This window comes from Deltaproteobacteria bacterium (assembly GCA_003194485.1).
Lineage (GTDB): Bacteria > Desulfobacterota > Dissulfuribacteria > Dissulfuribacterales > UBA3076 > UBA3076.
Genome location: PQXD01000026.1, coordinates 1 through 15,154, shown reverse-complemented (window position 1 = coordinate 15,154; position 15,154 = coordinate 1). Strand labels below are relative to the sequence as shown.

At 52.7% G+C, this 15,154-nt stretch carries 12 protein-coding genes; 6 read left to right on the top strand and 6 right to left on the bottom strand.

What is annotated here, in order from left to right; all coding sequences use genetic code 11:
- Positions 1-101: 101 nt before the first annotated feature.
- The 5 genes from C4B57_10800 to C4B57_10780 all read right to left on the bottom strand — a co-directional run bounded on the left by C4B57_10800 (position 102) and on the right by C4B57_10780 (position 4,434).
- Positions 102-830 (bottom strand): hypothetical protein, encoded by a 729-nt coding sequence (locus C4B57_10800; GenBank protein ID PXF52727.1) that lies wholly within the window; start codon positions 828-830, stop codon positions 102-104.
- Positions 831-1,136: 306 nt separating this feature from the next.
- Positions 1,137-1,562, bottom strand: coding sequence for a four helix bundle protein (locus tag C4B57_10795; protein ID PXF52726.1), 426 nt, complete (start codon positions 1,560-1,562; stop codon positions 1,137-1,139).
- A 14-nt stretch (positions 1,563-1,576) separates the two neighbouring features.
- Positions 1,577-2,386 (bottom strand): hypothetical protein, encoded by an 810-nt coding sequence (locus C4B57_10790; GenBank protein ID PXF52725.1) that lies wholly within the window; start codon positions 2,384-2,386, stop codon positions 1,577-1,579.
- A gap of 55 nt (positions 2,387-2,441) precedes the next feature.
- The gene (locus C4B57_10785) at positions 2,442-4,022 is read right to left on the bottom strand and encodes an AAA family ATPase (GenBank protein ID PXF52724.1); all 1,581 of its coding nucleotides are present in this window, start codon (positions 4,020-4,022) and stop codon (positions 2,442-2,444) included.
- 25 nt (positions 4,023-4,047) lie between these two features.
- Positions 4,048-4,434: a hypothetical protein gene (locus C4B57_10780; protein ID PXF52723.1), complete on the bottom strand. Its 387-nt coding sequence runs from the start codon at positions 4,432-4,434 to the stop codon at positions 4,048-4,050.
- Between the two features lie 466 nt (positions 4,435-4,900).
- Here C4B57_10780 and C4B57_10775 point away from each other — a divergent pair, with 466 nt between their 5' ends.
- From C4B57_10775 to C4B57_10765, 3 genes are all read left to right on the top strand, one after another.
- Positions 4,901-7,330: a phosphoenolpyruvate synthase gene (locus C4B57_10775; protein PXF52722.1), complete on the top strand. Its 2,430-nt coding sequence runs from the start codon at positions 4,901-4,903 to the stop codon at positions 7,328-7,330.
- A 68-nt stretch (positions 7,331-7,398) separates the two neighbouring features.
- A complete protein-coding gene (locus tag C4B57_10770; GenBank protein ID PXF52721.1) occupies positions 7,399-9,750 on the top strand; it encodes a hypothetical protein in 2,352 nt (783 codons plus the stop codon).
- Between the two features lie 530 nt (positions 9,751-10,280).
- On the top strand, positions 10,281-11,414 hold the full coding sequence (locus tag C4B57_10765) for a 3-deoxy-7-phosphoheptulonate synthase (GenBank protein ID PXF52720.1): 1,134 nt from the start codon (positions 10,281-10,283) through the stop codon (positions 11,412-11,414).
- A gap of 165 nt (positions 11,415-11,579) precedes the next feature.
- Here the strand turns inward: C4B57_10765 and C4B57_10760 are convergent, their stop codons facing one another.
- Positions 11,580-12,971 carry a bifunctional folylpolyglutamate synthase/dihydrofolate synthase gene (locus tag C4B57_10760; GenBank protein PXF52719.1) on the bottom strand — a complete coding sequence of 464 codons (1,392 nt, stop codon included), beginning with the start codon at positions 12,969-12,971 and terminating at the stop codon, positions 11,580-11,582.
- Between the two features lie 36 nt (positions 12,972-13,007).
- Between C4B57_10760 and C4B57_10755 the strand changes: the two genes are divergently transcribed.
- From C4B57_10755 to C4B57_10745, 3 genes are read left to right on the top strand one after another with little or no spacing between them, the layout of a single operon-like run.
- On the top strand, positions 13,008-14,438 hold the full coding sequence (locus tag C4B57_10755; GenBank protein PXF52718.1) for a hypothetical protein: 1,431 nt from the start codon (positions 13,008-13,010) through the stop codon (positions 14,436-14,438).
- The gene (locus C4B57_10750) at positions 14,435-14,881 is read left to right on the top strand and encodes a hypothetical protein (GenBank protein PXF52717.1); all 447 of its coding nucleotides are present in this window, start codon (positions 14,435-14,437) and stop codon (positions 14,879-14,881) included. The genes C4B57_10755 and C4B57_10750 overlap by 4 nt, the downstream gene beginning before the upstream one ends.
- On the top strand, positions 14,866-15,117 hold the full coding sequence (locus C4B57_10745) for a hypothetical protein (protein PXF52716.1): 252 nt from the start codon (positions 14,866-14,868) through the stop codon (positions 15,115-15,117). The genes C4B57_10750 and C4B57_10745 overlap by 16 nt, the downstream gene beginning before the upstream one ends.
- The last annotated feature ends 37 nt before the right edge of the window (positions 15,118-15,154 follow it).

The window sequence follows — 15,154 nt, the reverse complement described above, 5'->3', positions numbered from 1 at the left end:
GGCTCTTTACCACAGCAGCTTGAGGCGGTTTGAAGCCTGCTCCTGCAAGCCGGCTTCGAGGGGCCAAACCCTCATCTTCTGTGCAGTTGCGCACATCTCAACTATATCGAGTGTGCTCGTGGCGCACAGTCGTCCACGTAACGGGCATACCTTTTTATTTTAAGATGTTGAACCACGAAGTGGTCGAAACCATCCAGATATATATTTGCAAAGAGCTGGCTGGTGAGATTCCCTATGGGGAGCCCCTTTCTACGTTCCAGCGGCGTAAACATGTTGTCTCCCGGGAAATAGAAGATTACATCCTCCTGCTCGTTGCTGTTATCTATTATCAGGCTGATAAGCTCAAGGGTGGGGCGGCACTTGATCTTTCTCCGTATCTTCTCCTTCAGTATCCGGTGGTCAATTGAAGGGAAGTACTTCCGGATGTCCCCTTTCAGGATATATACGGAACTGTTCACAATCCTGCTTCCTGCCTTGGCTGCCATGTGAAGCCCCCGGCCCTTCCGGTTCGCGTAATTCTGTGGGAGAAAAGAGCGATCGAACAAGGGCTCGATAATGTTGCACAAGGCATGGTGGACCACGCGGTCACGATAGGGCGCAGCGCTTATCAGCCGTTCCTTGGGATCGTGAATAATGAAAGTTCTATACGGGCCTGGCCTGTATATACCCTTTGTAAGCTCCTTTCTCAGGCAGACCAGTTCCCTCTCCATATTGAACTCAAAGGCCATTTTCGCAAGGCTCATTGGTTTGGCCCTGGCCGCGCGCCTGGCAGCAAGGACCAGGTTCTCCCACGAGGTTATCTTTGAAAACAGGCTTCCGTATCTTTTCATCCTGTCTGGTTAAAATGGGGCCGGCCGCCCTTCGGCAACCCTACCAGGAGGCCGGCCGCCCTCGTTTTCGACCCCTGCAGGGTCAGGATGGTCCCCTGGACATTGGCGGTCACTCTCCTGGAGGCCCTTGGCCGCCTGGACTCTGAACACACCAGGCCATGTCCTGGCTGAGCGGAGGCCGTTGTTGTTGTTCCGGTCCTGCGGGTTGTTGTTGTTCCGGTTGCCGCCACGGAAGTTCTTCGTGTTGTTGTTGTTCCACGAGGCGCCGCGCAAAACACGGCCACCATCGGCAGGAACCACCCTCTGTCAGCGGAGGCTTTTCAACCATCCGCCGATCATCTTGCCCACATCGTTTATCATCTCGCATATATGCCCATACTTTTTTGCGGAAAGGACCTTCACGTCCAGGCAGAATCTTGTCTGGAAGCGGAGCTTTTCCAGTTGGAGATTCAGTCGCCGCAGCACCCTCTCTTTCTCCTTTGTATACCGCGCTTCTATCAGGCCTTCAAGGATGTCGTAACAGTTGTTCAGTATCCGGTCGCCTAATATGAAACGGGTGTCCCTTGGAAAGCTTTTTACCCTTTCCGTGTACTCAAGTGCAAGACGGTACATGGCCTTGATTACTGGATAGTCTGCATGGCCCCTGCCGTGGTCCTGTCCGCGGGTTCGATCCTTTTTGCCCGTGAATTTCACTTTTCCCTTATTGGTGGATGCGCTTCGCTTATCCACCAATCCACTGTACCTCCTCAAAAATTTTGAAAAATGTAAAATGGTAAAAAATCATAAGGTAACTGTCCTGGCTGAGCGGAGGCCGCTGAAGTCGTGCCGGTCCTGCGGGCCGTTGTGGCTCCGGAGGCCGCCACGGAAGAACTCCGTGAGGAAGAAGCTCCACGAGGCGCCGCGCAAAACACGGCGTTCTTTTGACCCGGGCGGAGTGAAGTCTCCCCTGGCATATCTCTTGTAGGCATCACTGTCATACCGGTCCTGGCACCACTCCCACACGTTGCCGCTCTGCTGAAAGGTACCGAACACCCCCACCCCCTCAGGGTGGTCAAAGACCGGGGCCGTTGCTCCACCCGGCCCTCTCTGTTTATCCCAGCAGACCCTTCTCCCATTCTCCCAGTCCTCCCCCAGGGGTATTTCAGGGCCTTGTATCCTCTGGCTGCAAGCTCCCACTCGGCCTCGGTGGGGAGCCTGAGGCCGGCCCAGGTGCAGTATTCCGCAGCGTCAAGCCAGTTCACATACCGCACGGGGTGGCCGTCCGGGTCTTTTTCCCAGTAGCCCCAGCGTTCCTCAAACTCATCGCCGGTGCCTGGATAGTCTCCGCCTCTGTAGCCAGTCTCCCTCACAAACCTCCTGAACTGGGCAACGGTGATGCAGGTTATGGCCATGTAAAAGGGCCTCACAAAGTGGAGGTGGCGGGGGGCTTCAGAATCATAGGCATCCGGGTCGTCCTCCTTGTTGTTTCCCATAAAGAACCAGCCCCCGGGGACAAGCACCATCTCTGTACCGTCCCTGGGGTTCCTGAAGTACAAGGGGATGCGGCTGGTCTTCATCTCATTGCCTCACCATGCCCTTTTTGGTGGATGCGCTTCGCTTATCCACCACTTCCTAATCTCCAAGCTCGATGGCCGGGGCCGCGCCGAACTCCGGGACCTTTACCTGCTCCTTCAGGGCGGCATCGGCCTCGGTAAAGGAGGCGGACCTTGCCCTCCCCTCTGTGAGCCACCTGCGCAGGGCCTCGATGTTCTCCTTCTGGCTGCTGCTTATGGGCACCACCTCTTCCCTGGCACGGAGCACGTGCAGGATGTCGTCCGTGGTGAACTCCCTGTGGCCGTCATTAAAGGCCCGGACCATGGCGGCGATAATGGCCTGCTCTATCTCGGCACCCACAAAGCCTGCGCTTTCTCCCGCCATGGCATCAAGGTCAAAGTCGTCTATCATTGGCCGGCGCTTTAAGAGGTGTACCTGTAATATCTCCCTTCGCTCCCTGAAGGTGGGAAGGTCCAGGAAGAAGATGGCATCGAACCTGCCGGCCCTTGAGAATTCCGGCGGGATGCAAGAGATGTTGTTTGCAGTGCAGACCACAAAGACCGGCTTCTGTTTTTCCTCCATCCAGGAGAGGAGGGTGCCGAAGACCCGTGCGCCGGTACCCGAGTCCCCGCCCGGGTCTGTGAGCCCCTTTTCCACCTCGTCTATCCAAAGGACGCAGGGGCTCACTGTCTCCGCCAGCCTCAGGGCCTTCCTGATGTTTTCCTCGCTCTGCCCCACCAGGCTCCCGAATACAGCGCCCATGTCAAGCCTGATGAGGGGCTGGTGCCACAGGCCAGAGACCACCTTGGCGGTAAGGCTCTTTCCCGTGCCGGGGATGCCGATCAGGAGCAGGCCCTTTGGCGGTGTAAGGCCGTATTGCAGGGCATCCTCCGAGAAGCAGCCTTCCCTTGAGTGAAGCCATGCCTTGAGCACGTCCAGCCCGCCCACCTGGTCTATGGTCTCTGTGGCGGAAAAGAACTCCAGGGCGCCGCTCTCCCTGATGATGGCCTTTTTCTCCCGGGTGACCAGGTCAATGGCCTCCTCGTCCAGCACGCCTTTTTGCACCACGGCCTTGGCAAATACCCTCTGGACCTGGTTGGCGGTCATGCCAAGGGCGCTCCTGATCAGTTTCTCCCTGCCGGAGTGTGTCAGATTCACCCTGATGTTGGGGATATGCTCAAAAATGTCGAGTATCTCTCTTATCCCGTTAAAGTCAGGCGGAGTGAAATCGATTACATAGACCATGTCCAAGATCTCCTCGGGCACCTTGCCCTGGCAAGAGGTAATGATAATGCTCTTTTTGGTCTGCTTGAGGGCCTGGGCAAGGTTCTTTACCTTGCGGATCACCTGGGGATTTTTCTCCCAGAGACTGTGGAAGTCCTTGAGGACAAAGACAGCAGGCTCATTGATCCTGCTGATGAGCTCAAGGGCCGAGATGGGGTCCCTTGCAGGCCTGTCCACCCTGCCGGTGGATTCGGTCAGAGGCATAAGCCCGTCGGCAATATCCCAGGAATAGGCAGTCTTGCCTGCCTCCCTGCAGGCCCCTGTGATCTCTTTCATGACCCGCTCTTCCTCGGGTGTGACGATGTAAAGCACCGTAAACCTTGCCCTGAAATAAAGTATCAGTTCCTCTTGAAACCGGGTTAATCTTGCCGCCATTTCAGTCTCCCCCTTTCCTGGCCTTCTAAAATACCATGCGCCTCACTGTGAGGTGGATGGTGTTATCCTCCTCCTCTTCTTCTTCCACTAGGTCAAAGCCCTGCTCCTTCATACGCTCCATCACCGCATGATAGGCATATCTCTGCTGTACCTTCTTGAGAAACGCGTCCCGGTCAATATTGTGGATGCCGTACCAGTCCGCCACCATCTCATAGGTATTGCCCTGTTTTCTGAAACCCAGGTCATAGCCGGGATTTCCCGTAGGTATCATCACATCCACCTCTGTCTCCTGTCCTCCATATCCCCTAATGCGGACCTTTCCCGGCTTGGGCTCATAGCCCAGGTTGCGCAGGGCCTGCACGATATGGTTCTTTTTGGACAATTTCGTCTTCATCCTGGTGAAATGAGACATCTCCCTCCTCCTTTTATCTTGTTTTTTGAGTTTTCAGCTCAACTTTCTAAGTCAGCTTAACAGTCCGGGAGCTAAGTAAATATCCGGCTGACCCATCCAGCCCCGACTATTTTCCAAAAAAAGCGGGACAGTTTGCGGCCTCAATCATCGGAAATTGTCAGCCGAGAAAAAAGACAAGGTATCTCCCTAATCCCTGAACCGATTTCCTGTCATCACCCATTTGATGATTTGGTACAGGTGCAGTATAGTAATTATAATGAGTAGCCAGATCGTTTACCACACAGGATATTTCACTAAAGTTTGACAAAAAGCCTATTATTATGTTCACAATTACATAATTTTTTTATCATACCATTTTACCGGGCGACAGGAAGGAGTGATCTCTTGTGAAAAACACCGCTTGTGCCGGCCGACAACAAAATGGACAGACAAAGTAAACTGACGTTAAGAGCAAGGAGCACTGATTATGAATGATTCGCCGTTTATTCTCTGGTTCAACGAAATCGGGATCAAAGACGTACCTTTGGTGGGAGGAAAGAACGCATCTCTTGGCGAGATGTATCGGCACCTTACCGAAAAGGGTGTGATGGTGCCGAACGGCTTTGCCATCACTGCCTATGCCTACAAACATCTCCTTAAAGAAGCGGGTATCGAGCAGGCCATACGGGATGCGCTGGAGGGTCTGGATACCCACGATATTGCCGATCTCGGCAAAAGAGGGGAAAAGGTCAGGAACATAATTCTGAACGGGAAGTTTCCTCAAGATCTGGAAGAGGCTATCAAGGACTCATATTCCATGATGGAAAGGATTTACGGCAAGGATGTCGATGTTGCCGTAAGGTCGTCAGCCACTGCCGAAGACCTCCCTGACGCATCCTTTGCCGGACAGCAGGAGACATATCTGAATATCAGAGGGCCTGAGATGCTCCTTGAGGCCTGCCACCGCTGCTTTGCCAGCCTGTTTACCAACCGGGCCATTTCCTACCGCCAGGACAAGGGTTTCGGGCATTTCGATGTCTATCTCTCCATAGTGGTCCAGAAGATGGTTCGGAGTGACAGTTCCTGCTCGGGAGTCATATTTACTATAGACACCGAGAGCGGCTTTGAGAATGTAGTCTACATTACCGGGTCCTGGGGCCTGGGTGAAAACGTGGTCCAGGGTGCGGTAAACCCCGATGAGTTCTATGTGTTCAAGCCGACGCTGAAGGAAGGTTACAGCCCGGTGGTGAGCAAGAGACTTGGGCTCAAGCAGAAAAAGATGATCTACACGACTGACCCCAAGGAGCCGGTGAAAAACATAGCCACTACCGACGAAGAACGCAGCCGTTTTATCCTTTCGGATGAGGAAGTCGTTACACTGGCCAAATGGGCATGCATTATTGAAGATCACTACGGCAAACCCATGGATATTGAATGGGCCAAGGACGGTGACGGAGTTAAGGTCGGGTCGGGCGGGCTCTTTATCCTTCAGGCCAGGCCGGAGACGGTACATTCACAGAAGGACAAAAACTTCATGGAGACCTATCACCTTAAGGAGACCGGAGACGTTCTTGCCACCGGAAAGGCCGTGGGCACCAAAATAAGCCAGGGCAAGGTCAATATTATCGAGGACGCCGGCAAGATCCTTGAATTCAAGGAGGGTGAGGTGCTGGTGACCGACATGACCGACCCGGACTGGGAGCCCATCATGAAGATCGCTTCTGCCATTGTCACTAACCGGGGCGGACGCACCTGTCATGCAGCCATAGTTTCCAGAGAGCTTGGCATCACATGTGTTGTGGGCACCGAGGATGGTACTGAAAAGATGTCTACAGGTCAGGATGTCACCGTCTCTTGCGCAGAAGGTGAAGAAGGGCGGGTCTACAACGGCCTCCTGGATTTTGAAGTCCAGCGTATTGATTTCAGTGAGGTGCCCAAGACCAAGACACACATCATGATGAATGTCGGGATCCCGGAGAAGGCATTTACACAAGGGCAAATACCCAATGAGGGAGTCGGACTCGCACGTCTTGAATTTATCATCAACTCCCACATAGGCATCCATCCTCTCGCCCTTCTCAACTATGCAGAACTCAAGGAAAAGGCAGCATCTGATAAAGAAATTAAGGAAGTAGTGGATTCCATTGATGCAAAAACTGCCGCCTATGATGACAAGTCCAGGTTCTTTGTGGATACCCTGGCCCAGGGTGTGGCAACCATTGGAGCAGGGTTTTATCCCAACGACGTCATTGTGCGGCTCTCGGACTTCAAAAGCAACGAATACGCCAACTTGATCGGTGGGCATCAGTATGAGCCCGTTGAAAGCAACCCCATGATCGGGTGGCGCGGCGCTTCCCGTTATTATGCAGAGGTCTTTGAGCCCGCCTTTGCACTGGAGTGCGAGGCGCTCAAGAAGGTACGTAACGAAATGGGGCTTACGAACGTAAAGGTCATGATCCCATTCTGCCGTACTGTTGAAGAGGGGAAAAAGGTCATCGAAGTCATGAAAAGGCATGGCCTGGTACAGGGAGAGAACGGCCTTGAGGTCTATGTCATGTGCGAGATCCCGAGCAACGTCATCCTTGCAGACCAGTTCGCCGAGATCTTTGATGGATTCTCAATAGGATCGAATGACCTGACTCAGCTCACCCTCGGGCTGGACCGCGACTCTGAGCTGGTATCACACATCTACGATGAGCGCAACGAGGCGGTAAAGCGTCTGGTCCGCCAAGTCATCAACACCGCCAGGAAGGCGGGACGAAAGATCGGCATATGCGGCCAGGCCCCAAGTGACTTTCCTGATTTTGCGGCCTTTCTGGTTGAGTGCGGCATAGACTCAATGAGCCTCACGCCTGATACGGCAGTAAAGACCAGACTGATAGTGGCTGACAAGGAAAAGGAACTGGGGATCAAATAAATCCTGAAAAAGTAAAGATCGCATCCCTTTGTGTTCTTTAGTTGCGTGTGAAACTTCAGATTTAAATCATGTCTGTAGATCAGGAACTGACCCTTTGCGGCCGGATTGAGCGGGTTACATACGCCTCGCCTGATACAGGCTTTGCCGTTCTCAGGATACACCCTGCCAAAGGAACGAGGTTCACAGCCGTAGGCCATGTGCCTGATCTGTTGAATCAGGCCGGCCTGGAAGGTACGGAGTTCCAGTTTTACGGATACTGGACCGTCACAAAGTACGGCAGGCAGTTTGCCTTTTCAGGCTGTCAACTCGTGGGAAGCGAACTCCTTTTCTTTTTGTCCAGGATAGTAAAGGGATTGGGGAAAAAGCTCGCACTGCAACTCATGGAACGTTACGGTGAGGAAGAGCTGATACGGATTCTGGACCACGAGCCGGAAGAACTTCTCAAGGTCAAGGGGATCAAACAAAAGCGTCTCGCCCTTATAACACGCTCCTGGCACAAGCACAGGAACCTGAAAGCACTTTCAGAGTATCTGACGGGACACGGCGGAAAGATAACGCCCAGCCTTTTAATAAGGATATACAATCACTTCGGCGACCGGGCGCTTGAGACCGTAAAGAGAAATCCTTACAGCCTGACCGAGGTCCGGGGCATAGGTTTTAAGACAGCGGACAGGATTGCCCTTGGACTCGGAATCAGGCCCGAATCGCCCGAAAGGATCCGGGCCGCTGCCAGTCATGTACTTGTCGAGGCTGCGGAGACCGAAGGCCACAGCTATCTTTCTGAGGAGACCTTTATCCAGGCAGTAAAAGAGGTGCTTTCATCAGATGAAAAGGCCCCGGGGGAATCCCTGATAAGGGGGGTGCTGAAGCCCATGATCCTGGACGGTACCTTAGTGCAGGATGACAATGGAAAGACCGGCCTTTCCGCCTATCGCTATATGGAGGACTGGCTCAGGGATTTCTCTGTTGCGCGATCAAAAGCGTGCAGGAGGCCGGTCATCCCTGTTGATGTGGTTAAGGAATTCCTTGATCATTATGAGGATGTCACTGGTATTGAATTTGCCCCTGAACAGCAGGAGATAGTGCTACGGGTCGCTACCGAGCCCAGGTTGATCTTCGGCCTCGCCGGTTATGCCGGCACAGGAAAAACTACGATCTGCCGGGCTATGCTGGATCTTCTCTCAAGGCATTATGCCGACAGGGATGATATAGTCTGCTGCGCCTTTACCGGTATGGCCTCAGCAAGACTCGGAAAGGCCACCGGGTACAATGCCATAACGATCCATAGCCTCCTCAAGTACAAGGGCGAAGGGAAATTCGAGCACGGGCCGGAAAATCCATTACCCCACAAGGTGGTTGTTTTGGATGAGGCGTCCATGGTAAGCCTGCCCCTTTTCTATCGCCTTGCCAAGGCCCTGAAGCCAGAGGCTCTGCTGTTGCTGGTGGGGGACCCGGCCCAGCTTCCCCCGATTGGGGCAGGAAACATCTTTGGAGACATGCTGGCCGCAGGGTTGATATCCGCGGTGCATCTTACCCGTATTTTTCGCCAGAGCGAGGGGAGCGTGCTCACCCTTTTTGCCAATGAGATCCGTCAGGGGAGGGTCCCTAAAGGAGTTGAGGCACCGGGGTGGAGCGACTTTTCATTCGAGAAGATAGAGCGTCACAATATCTATGCCCTGAAAAAAGACCGGACGGAAAGAGAATTAAAGCTCCTGAGAGAAGAAAACAATCAGGCCATCCTTGATCGTATCCTTGGGCTTGCCAGGGAATACAAGGGGCGTCTCAACCATCCTGTATGGGACTTTCAGGTGCTCACCCCGATGAGAGTGGGTCAATTGGGTACGGAGATATTAAATACGAACCTTCAGGACATCCTTAATCACAAAAGCGGCGATGTAACCAGGGCAGGCATAACAATAAGAAAGGGGGACAAGGTAGTCCATCTCCAGAACAGGGATATGCAGGTAATGACCTGGGCCAGGTTTATTAAACAGGGAAAAAGGTTCGAGCCCGAGGAGTTCAGGAGGATCTTTAACGGCTATGTCGGTCTTATTTCAGAGATAGATCCTGAGACCGAGCAATTCTACGTGGTCTATCCGGAAAGAATAGTTGTGGCATACTGCTTTGACCATCTCGGCGATATAGTAGAGCTGGCCTATGCCCTGACAGTACATAAGGCGCAGGGAAGCCAGTACCGTATAGTTGTCATTCCTCTTACTAATTCCCACTTCATAATGCTCAACAACAAGTGGTTCTATACAGCCATAACCAGGGCCGAGGAGAAAGTGTACCTGATCGGCCAGAAGTATGCCTTGAGACGGGCCTGCACCAACATGGAGGGAGTCAAACGCCAGACCTGGCTGGGGCTGCTTGGAGCAGAGAATGCGGTTGACTGTTTTTCCTTTGACCACGTATATTGACCGGGATGTATCAACGTGGTAGGAACAACTGACCTGTCGTTTAAGATAGTGTAAGTAGTAAATATCCGGTGAACCCGTTATATCCTGCCTTGAAGCGGTTACCTTTTTCCGGGTTTCAAAGCTCGCTCATCGCGGACCGGAGAGGCAGTGCAATCCGGCCCGCGATCGAAACCCTGCAAAAGGCAAACCGCTCCTGCGGCAGGGCGCGGATGGCAACCGTTTACTGGCAGGAGATATTTCTTTGAACAGTTTAACGGAAGCCCCCGTAGTTTTCTCGGCTTTTGCTGTGGGGGAAACTACATCGCCTGAGCGCTGCGTAAGGCGAATGCGGAGGGGGCAGGACATCCCCCGTGTCAAAAGCCTTAGAAAACAAGGGGCTGAATGGTGGAAGTGAAAAGAAATATCCCCTTTCAGTGAACGGTTACGTGAGACCACGGGTTCATAAGAATATTTACTGTAAGTATTAATGGATCTCACCAATAACAGGAACAAGGCACGGAATTTTGCAAGATGGTTTCAGGGGCTGAGAGATGATTATAATTCTAAAACCGGATACAGATGTTCCGGGACCCGAGTATGAAAAAATAAGCACTTACCTCAAACAATTCCATGACATCAAAGTCAAACTGGTGGAGCTTCAGGGTGAGACCAGGACGGTCAGGGAAATCCACCTCATCGGACCAACACATGATATACCGGAGGAGGTCCTGACCGGCATGACCGGCGTCGAGCGGGTAATCAGGGTCTCAAGCAAGTACCGGCAGATCGGCAGATACGACTTAAAACTTGTGCCGGCAGGTTTTACCTATCAGGGTATAAAGTTTGACCAGAAGACCCTTCATATCTTTCCCGGACCGTGCGCTGTTGACACACTTGAGCATGCAGAAGAAACCTTCAAGTTTCTTAAGAGTCTCGGGATAGAGACCACCAGAATGGGTGCTTACAAGCCACGGACCAGCCCCTATGATTTCCAGGGGCATGGGGCCGAGTGCCTGCCGTGGGTCTTTGATCTGGCCGGCAAGTACGAGATCAAAATCATTGCCATGGAGGTCCTGCGGGAGCAGCACATTGATGAAATCAGGGAGGCCCTGGAGGCTGCGGGAAAGCCCACCGGGGTCATGCTTCAGATCGGGACCCGGAATGCACAGAACTTTGAGCTGCTTAAGGCCGTTGGATCTCAGGATGAGTTACCTGTGCTGTATAAGCGGGGCATGGGACTCACCCTTGAAGAATCCCTGAATGCCTGTGAATACATTGCCAGTGAAGGCAATCGCCAGATAGTATTTTGCCTGAGAGGAGTCAAGTCACAGCTTGGCCTGCCCCATCGCAACATAGTGGATTTTATACATGTGCCGGTGGTTCAGAGGCTGACCAGGCTCCCTGTATGTGTGGACCCCAGCCATTCTGTAGGGTCAAAGGAACACTCCCCTGACGGGTTGCTGGACATATTTAATGCAGCTGCACAGGGCATCATAGCCGGTGCCAACATGATCCTGGTTGAATGCCATCCGGAACCGGAAACCGCTCTGTGTGACGGGCCGCAATCGCTGACATTTCCTGAACTCGAGCAGTTTATAAATGATATGTCCATCGTACGGGAGGCCTATAAAAAACGAATAAATGCATACTCCCAGGGTATGTTCAAGGAAATGACAAAGATATAGACGTTTACAGGTTTGCATTTATGCCATGCGGGGTTGTTTTGAAAAATGAGCATCGAACGTTCAGCAGCTATTTCTGCTTCTTCATCTTTTCCCATTCAACGTTCGATGTTGGACGTTCGATGTTCGATGTTCATCTTTCTTCAGTCTCTCCCGGGCAAAAACAACTCAGCGTTTATGGGTCCAGTCCTGCCTTGGATTATGATTATATACGCAGAAATCCCTCTTCATTAACTCCTCTCTCACTGCCCCCACGAGATAAAGCGAGCCTGCCACGCAAAGCAGATCCTCCATACTGCAGATTGAAAGGGCCTTATCCAGTGCATTTTTCCAGTTCTGCTCCATGATCGCATCTTTCGGGATATCATTTCGTCCCCACCTCTCCAGCGTGACCGGTATCCTGGGACCAGGAGGCTCTGTGATGACGATTTTCCCGAACAGGGGTGCTATCTCCCTGAGCATGGCTGCAAAGTCCTTGTCTCCGCCTTCGTCAGAGCAGGCCCACAGGAGAGTATGCCTGCACATCCCATTGTTCCCTGAGATCCTATTCAACTGGCCAAGAAGATCTTTGAGTGACCGTACGCCGCCTATGTTGTGGGCCCCGTCGAGCAACACCCTGCGGCTTCCCATCAGCAGTTCCCCCCTGCCAGGCCAATAGACGCTTCTGCATCCATTTCTTATCGCAGTATCAGTGACCTTGAATCCATGCTTCATCAATCCCTCGCAGGCCGCTATGGCAAGGCCGGCGTTTACAGCCTGATGCCTGCCTCTCAAGGCCGGATCCAACCCGTTGATTTCGAAAAATTCCCCTTTATAGTCGATCCCCGAATTTCCATGCCCTTTAATGTCGAAATCCCGGCCAAGTTGCCGGACGGGTACGTTCAACTCAAGACATCTGTCCAGTATCACAGAGAAAGCAGGCTGCTCCCTGACCCCTGTGATCACCGGCACACCTTTCTTAATGATGCCGGCCTTTTCCCTGGCTATTTCAGGAATACTACTGCCCAGAAAGGACTGGTGCTCCAGAGAGATATTTGTAATAACAGAGACCAGGGGATTGACTATATTGGTGGCATCCAGCCTGCCTCCGAGACCGGTCTCAAAGATTGCCAGGTCCGTTTTCTGTTCCGCAAACCAGACCATTGCTATTGCAGTAGTAAACTCAAAATAGCTGAGCTCATAACCCGTTTCCAGGAAATCTCTGATCTTCCAGACCTGTTCGCTCAACTCCTCCTCAGAAATCATGATATCTCCTATCCTGAATCGTTCCCTGAGAGATGACAGGTGGGGTGAGGTATAGAGACCTGTTCTGTATCCAGCGGCATTTAGAATACTTGCAATAACGGCGCTTACAGAGCCTTTTCCATTGGTACCGGCAACATGGAGACAGGGATAACCCTTTTCAGGATTGCCGAGCGCTTTCAATATGCCTGTCATCCGCTCAAGGCCCAGGCGAAAACCATGAAACTGGAACCTATCCAGATAGGCCAGGGCAGCCTTGAAATTGTATTTGTGCGAAGGCATGGCTTTTTGCAGTGTAATCATGCATGAAAAAAACATGGATTTCTGTATAATTTATCAGTGTGCAAAATCATGATGATTTACATTAACATACTTTTGGTGTGCCTGCTTTCTGCATGCCAGCCCCCTTTTATGGATTCATCTCTTGGCAAGTCAGGATGCAGGCGGTGTCACGATGTGCAACTGGATCCCGCCCATGATATCGGCTGCAGATCCTGTCACCACGGGAGGCCTGAAGGTTATAGCCGCGCCCAGGCCCACAAGGGCCTGATTCCCATGCCGTCCCACCCGTCCCTCATGGCCCGCACCTGCGGAAGATGCCATGCCGGGGAAGTGACTGTAGCCGGTTCCTCGATCCATTTTACCCTGTCAGGTATGATCGGGACGGTGTGGTCCGGTTTCTTCCCTGGTGAGCAGGTACCGACTTTGCTGGAATTACCCATAGAAGAGCCTCCCTGCACTGAAAGGGGGCTTGTTTCGGATGCACTCAGGAGGAGGTGCCTTCGCTGCCATGTTTATTACCAGGGTGATGATTACACCGGTACTGCTCGCGGGACCGGCTGCGCTGCATGCCATCTGGGCATCAGGGCCGAAAGGCCCTGGGATCACAGGTTCCGCAGGAAGGTGCCGGATACCCGGTGTCTTTCCTGTCACTATGGAAATTTCGTTGGTTGGGACTACTACGGCCGGTTTGAGATGGACTACGAAGATGATTACCGTGTACCTCTGGTTGAAGGTGAGCACATCCAAAGGCCCTATGGCATGGAGTGGCATAATATGACCCCTGATGTACACAGGACGGCAGGTATGGTATGTACGGACTGCCATTGTTCAGGGCCGTGCGGGGACGAGAAGCGGGATGTAAAATGTCTGGACTGCCACCTGGGAGATAAAACAGGATCTCATCCAGGGCCGCCCATGGACCGGAAACGTATTGGTCACAGGCCGGAAGACGCAGACCTCGTTGCCTGCGCTGCATGTCATGGGTTATGGGCTGTCCGGGACCGGGGGAGGTCTCTGATCAGACAGGATATGCCGGATTTTGATGACTGGAGTTACCTGGCGGTCCAGGGCAGCAGTGAGATCGAGGCCGCTGTGAAGAACTACGTTAATCTGCCGTATGAAGACTGGATTATACCCAGGATGGTTGACAAGATAACCGGCGAGTACCGGCAGGGTCTGTGGTTTGAAAGTTTCACCGAAAGGCGTTGGAGCCCGGTAAAATTGGGGGAGGATGCTCATGGACGCCTTGTTGTCATTCGTCCTGTCCTGGACCTCTCTCTTTCTTATGTCGATTCTGACGGTGTGGTGCGTTTTGATAATCTGCGACCGAAAACCGTAGATGACGACCTGAGTTCAGGGAATGCTGCCCGCCCTGATGCCTTGTCTTTCTGGCTTCCTTACTCCCCCCATACCATAGGGCCGTCTGATGCCTTCAGGACCATTTATGTGCAGTCCTGGCTGAATAGACGGCTTTCGGAATCAAATGATGTAAATATTCGGTGAAACCGTTATATCCTTTATATCCTGCCTTGAAGCGGTTACCTTTTTCCGGGTTTCAAAGCTCACTCATCGCAGACCGAAAGGGGCAGTGCAATTTGGCCCGCGATCGAAACCCTGCAAAAGGCAAACCTAAATATTCGGTGAAACCGTTATATCCTTTATATCCTGCCTTGAAGCGGTTACCTTTTTCCGGGTTTCAAAGCTCACTCATCGCAGACCGAAAGGGGCAGTGCAATTTGGCCCGCGATCGAAACCCTGCAAAAGGCAAACCGCTCCTGCGGCAGGGCACGGATGGCAACCGTTCACGGGAAGGGGATATTTCTTTGAACAGTTTAACGGAAGCCCCCGTAGTTTTCTTGGCTTTTGCTGTGGGGGAAACCCCGGCTCCTGAGCGCAGCGAAGGAGAACGGGGAGGGGGCAAGACTCCCCCATGTCAAAAGCCTTAAGAAAACAAGGGGCTGAAGTGTTAAGTGAAAAGAAATGTCCCCTGCCCGTGAACGGTCTGCACAGTGGATTTAAACTGATCACAGGGGAGCTTCTTTATGGAGACGATTTGCGTCAGCCCCGCAAGTTTTCCTGGCCTTTGCAGCAAGGGAAACCCCGGCTCCTGAGCGCAGCGAAGGAGAACGGGGAGGGGGCAAGACTCCCCCATGTCAAAAGCCTTAAGAAAACAAGGGGCTGAAGTGTTAAGTGAAAAGAAATGTCCCCTGCCCGTGAAC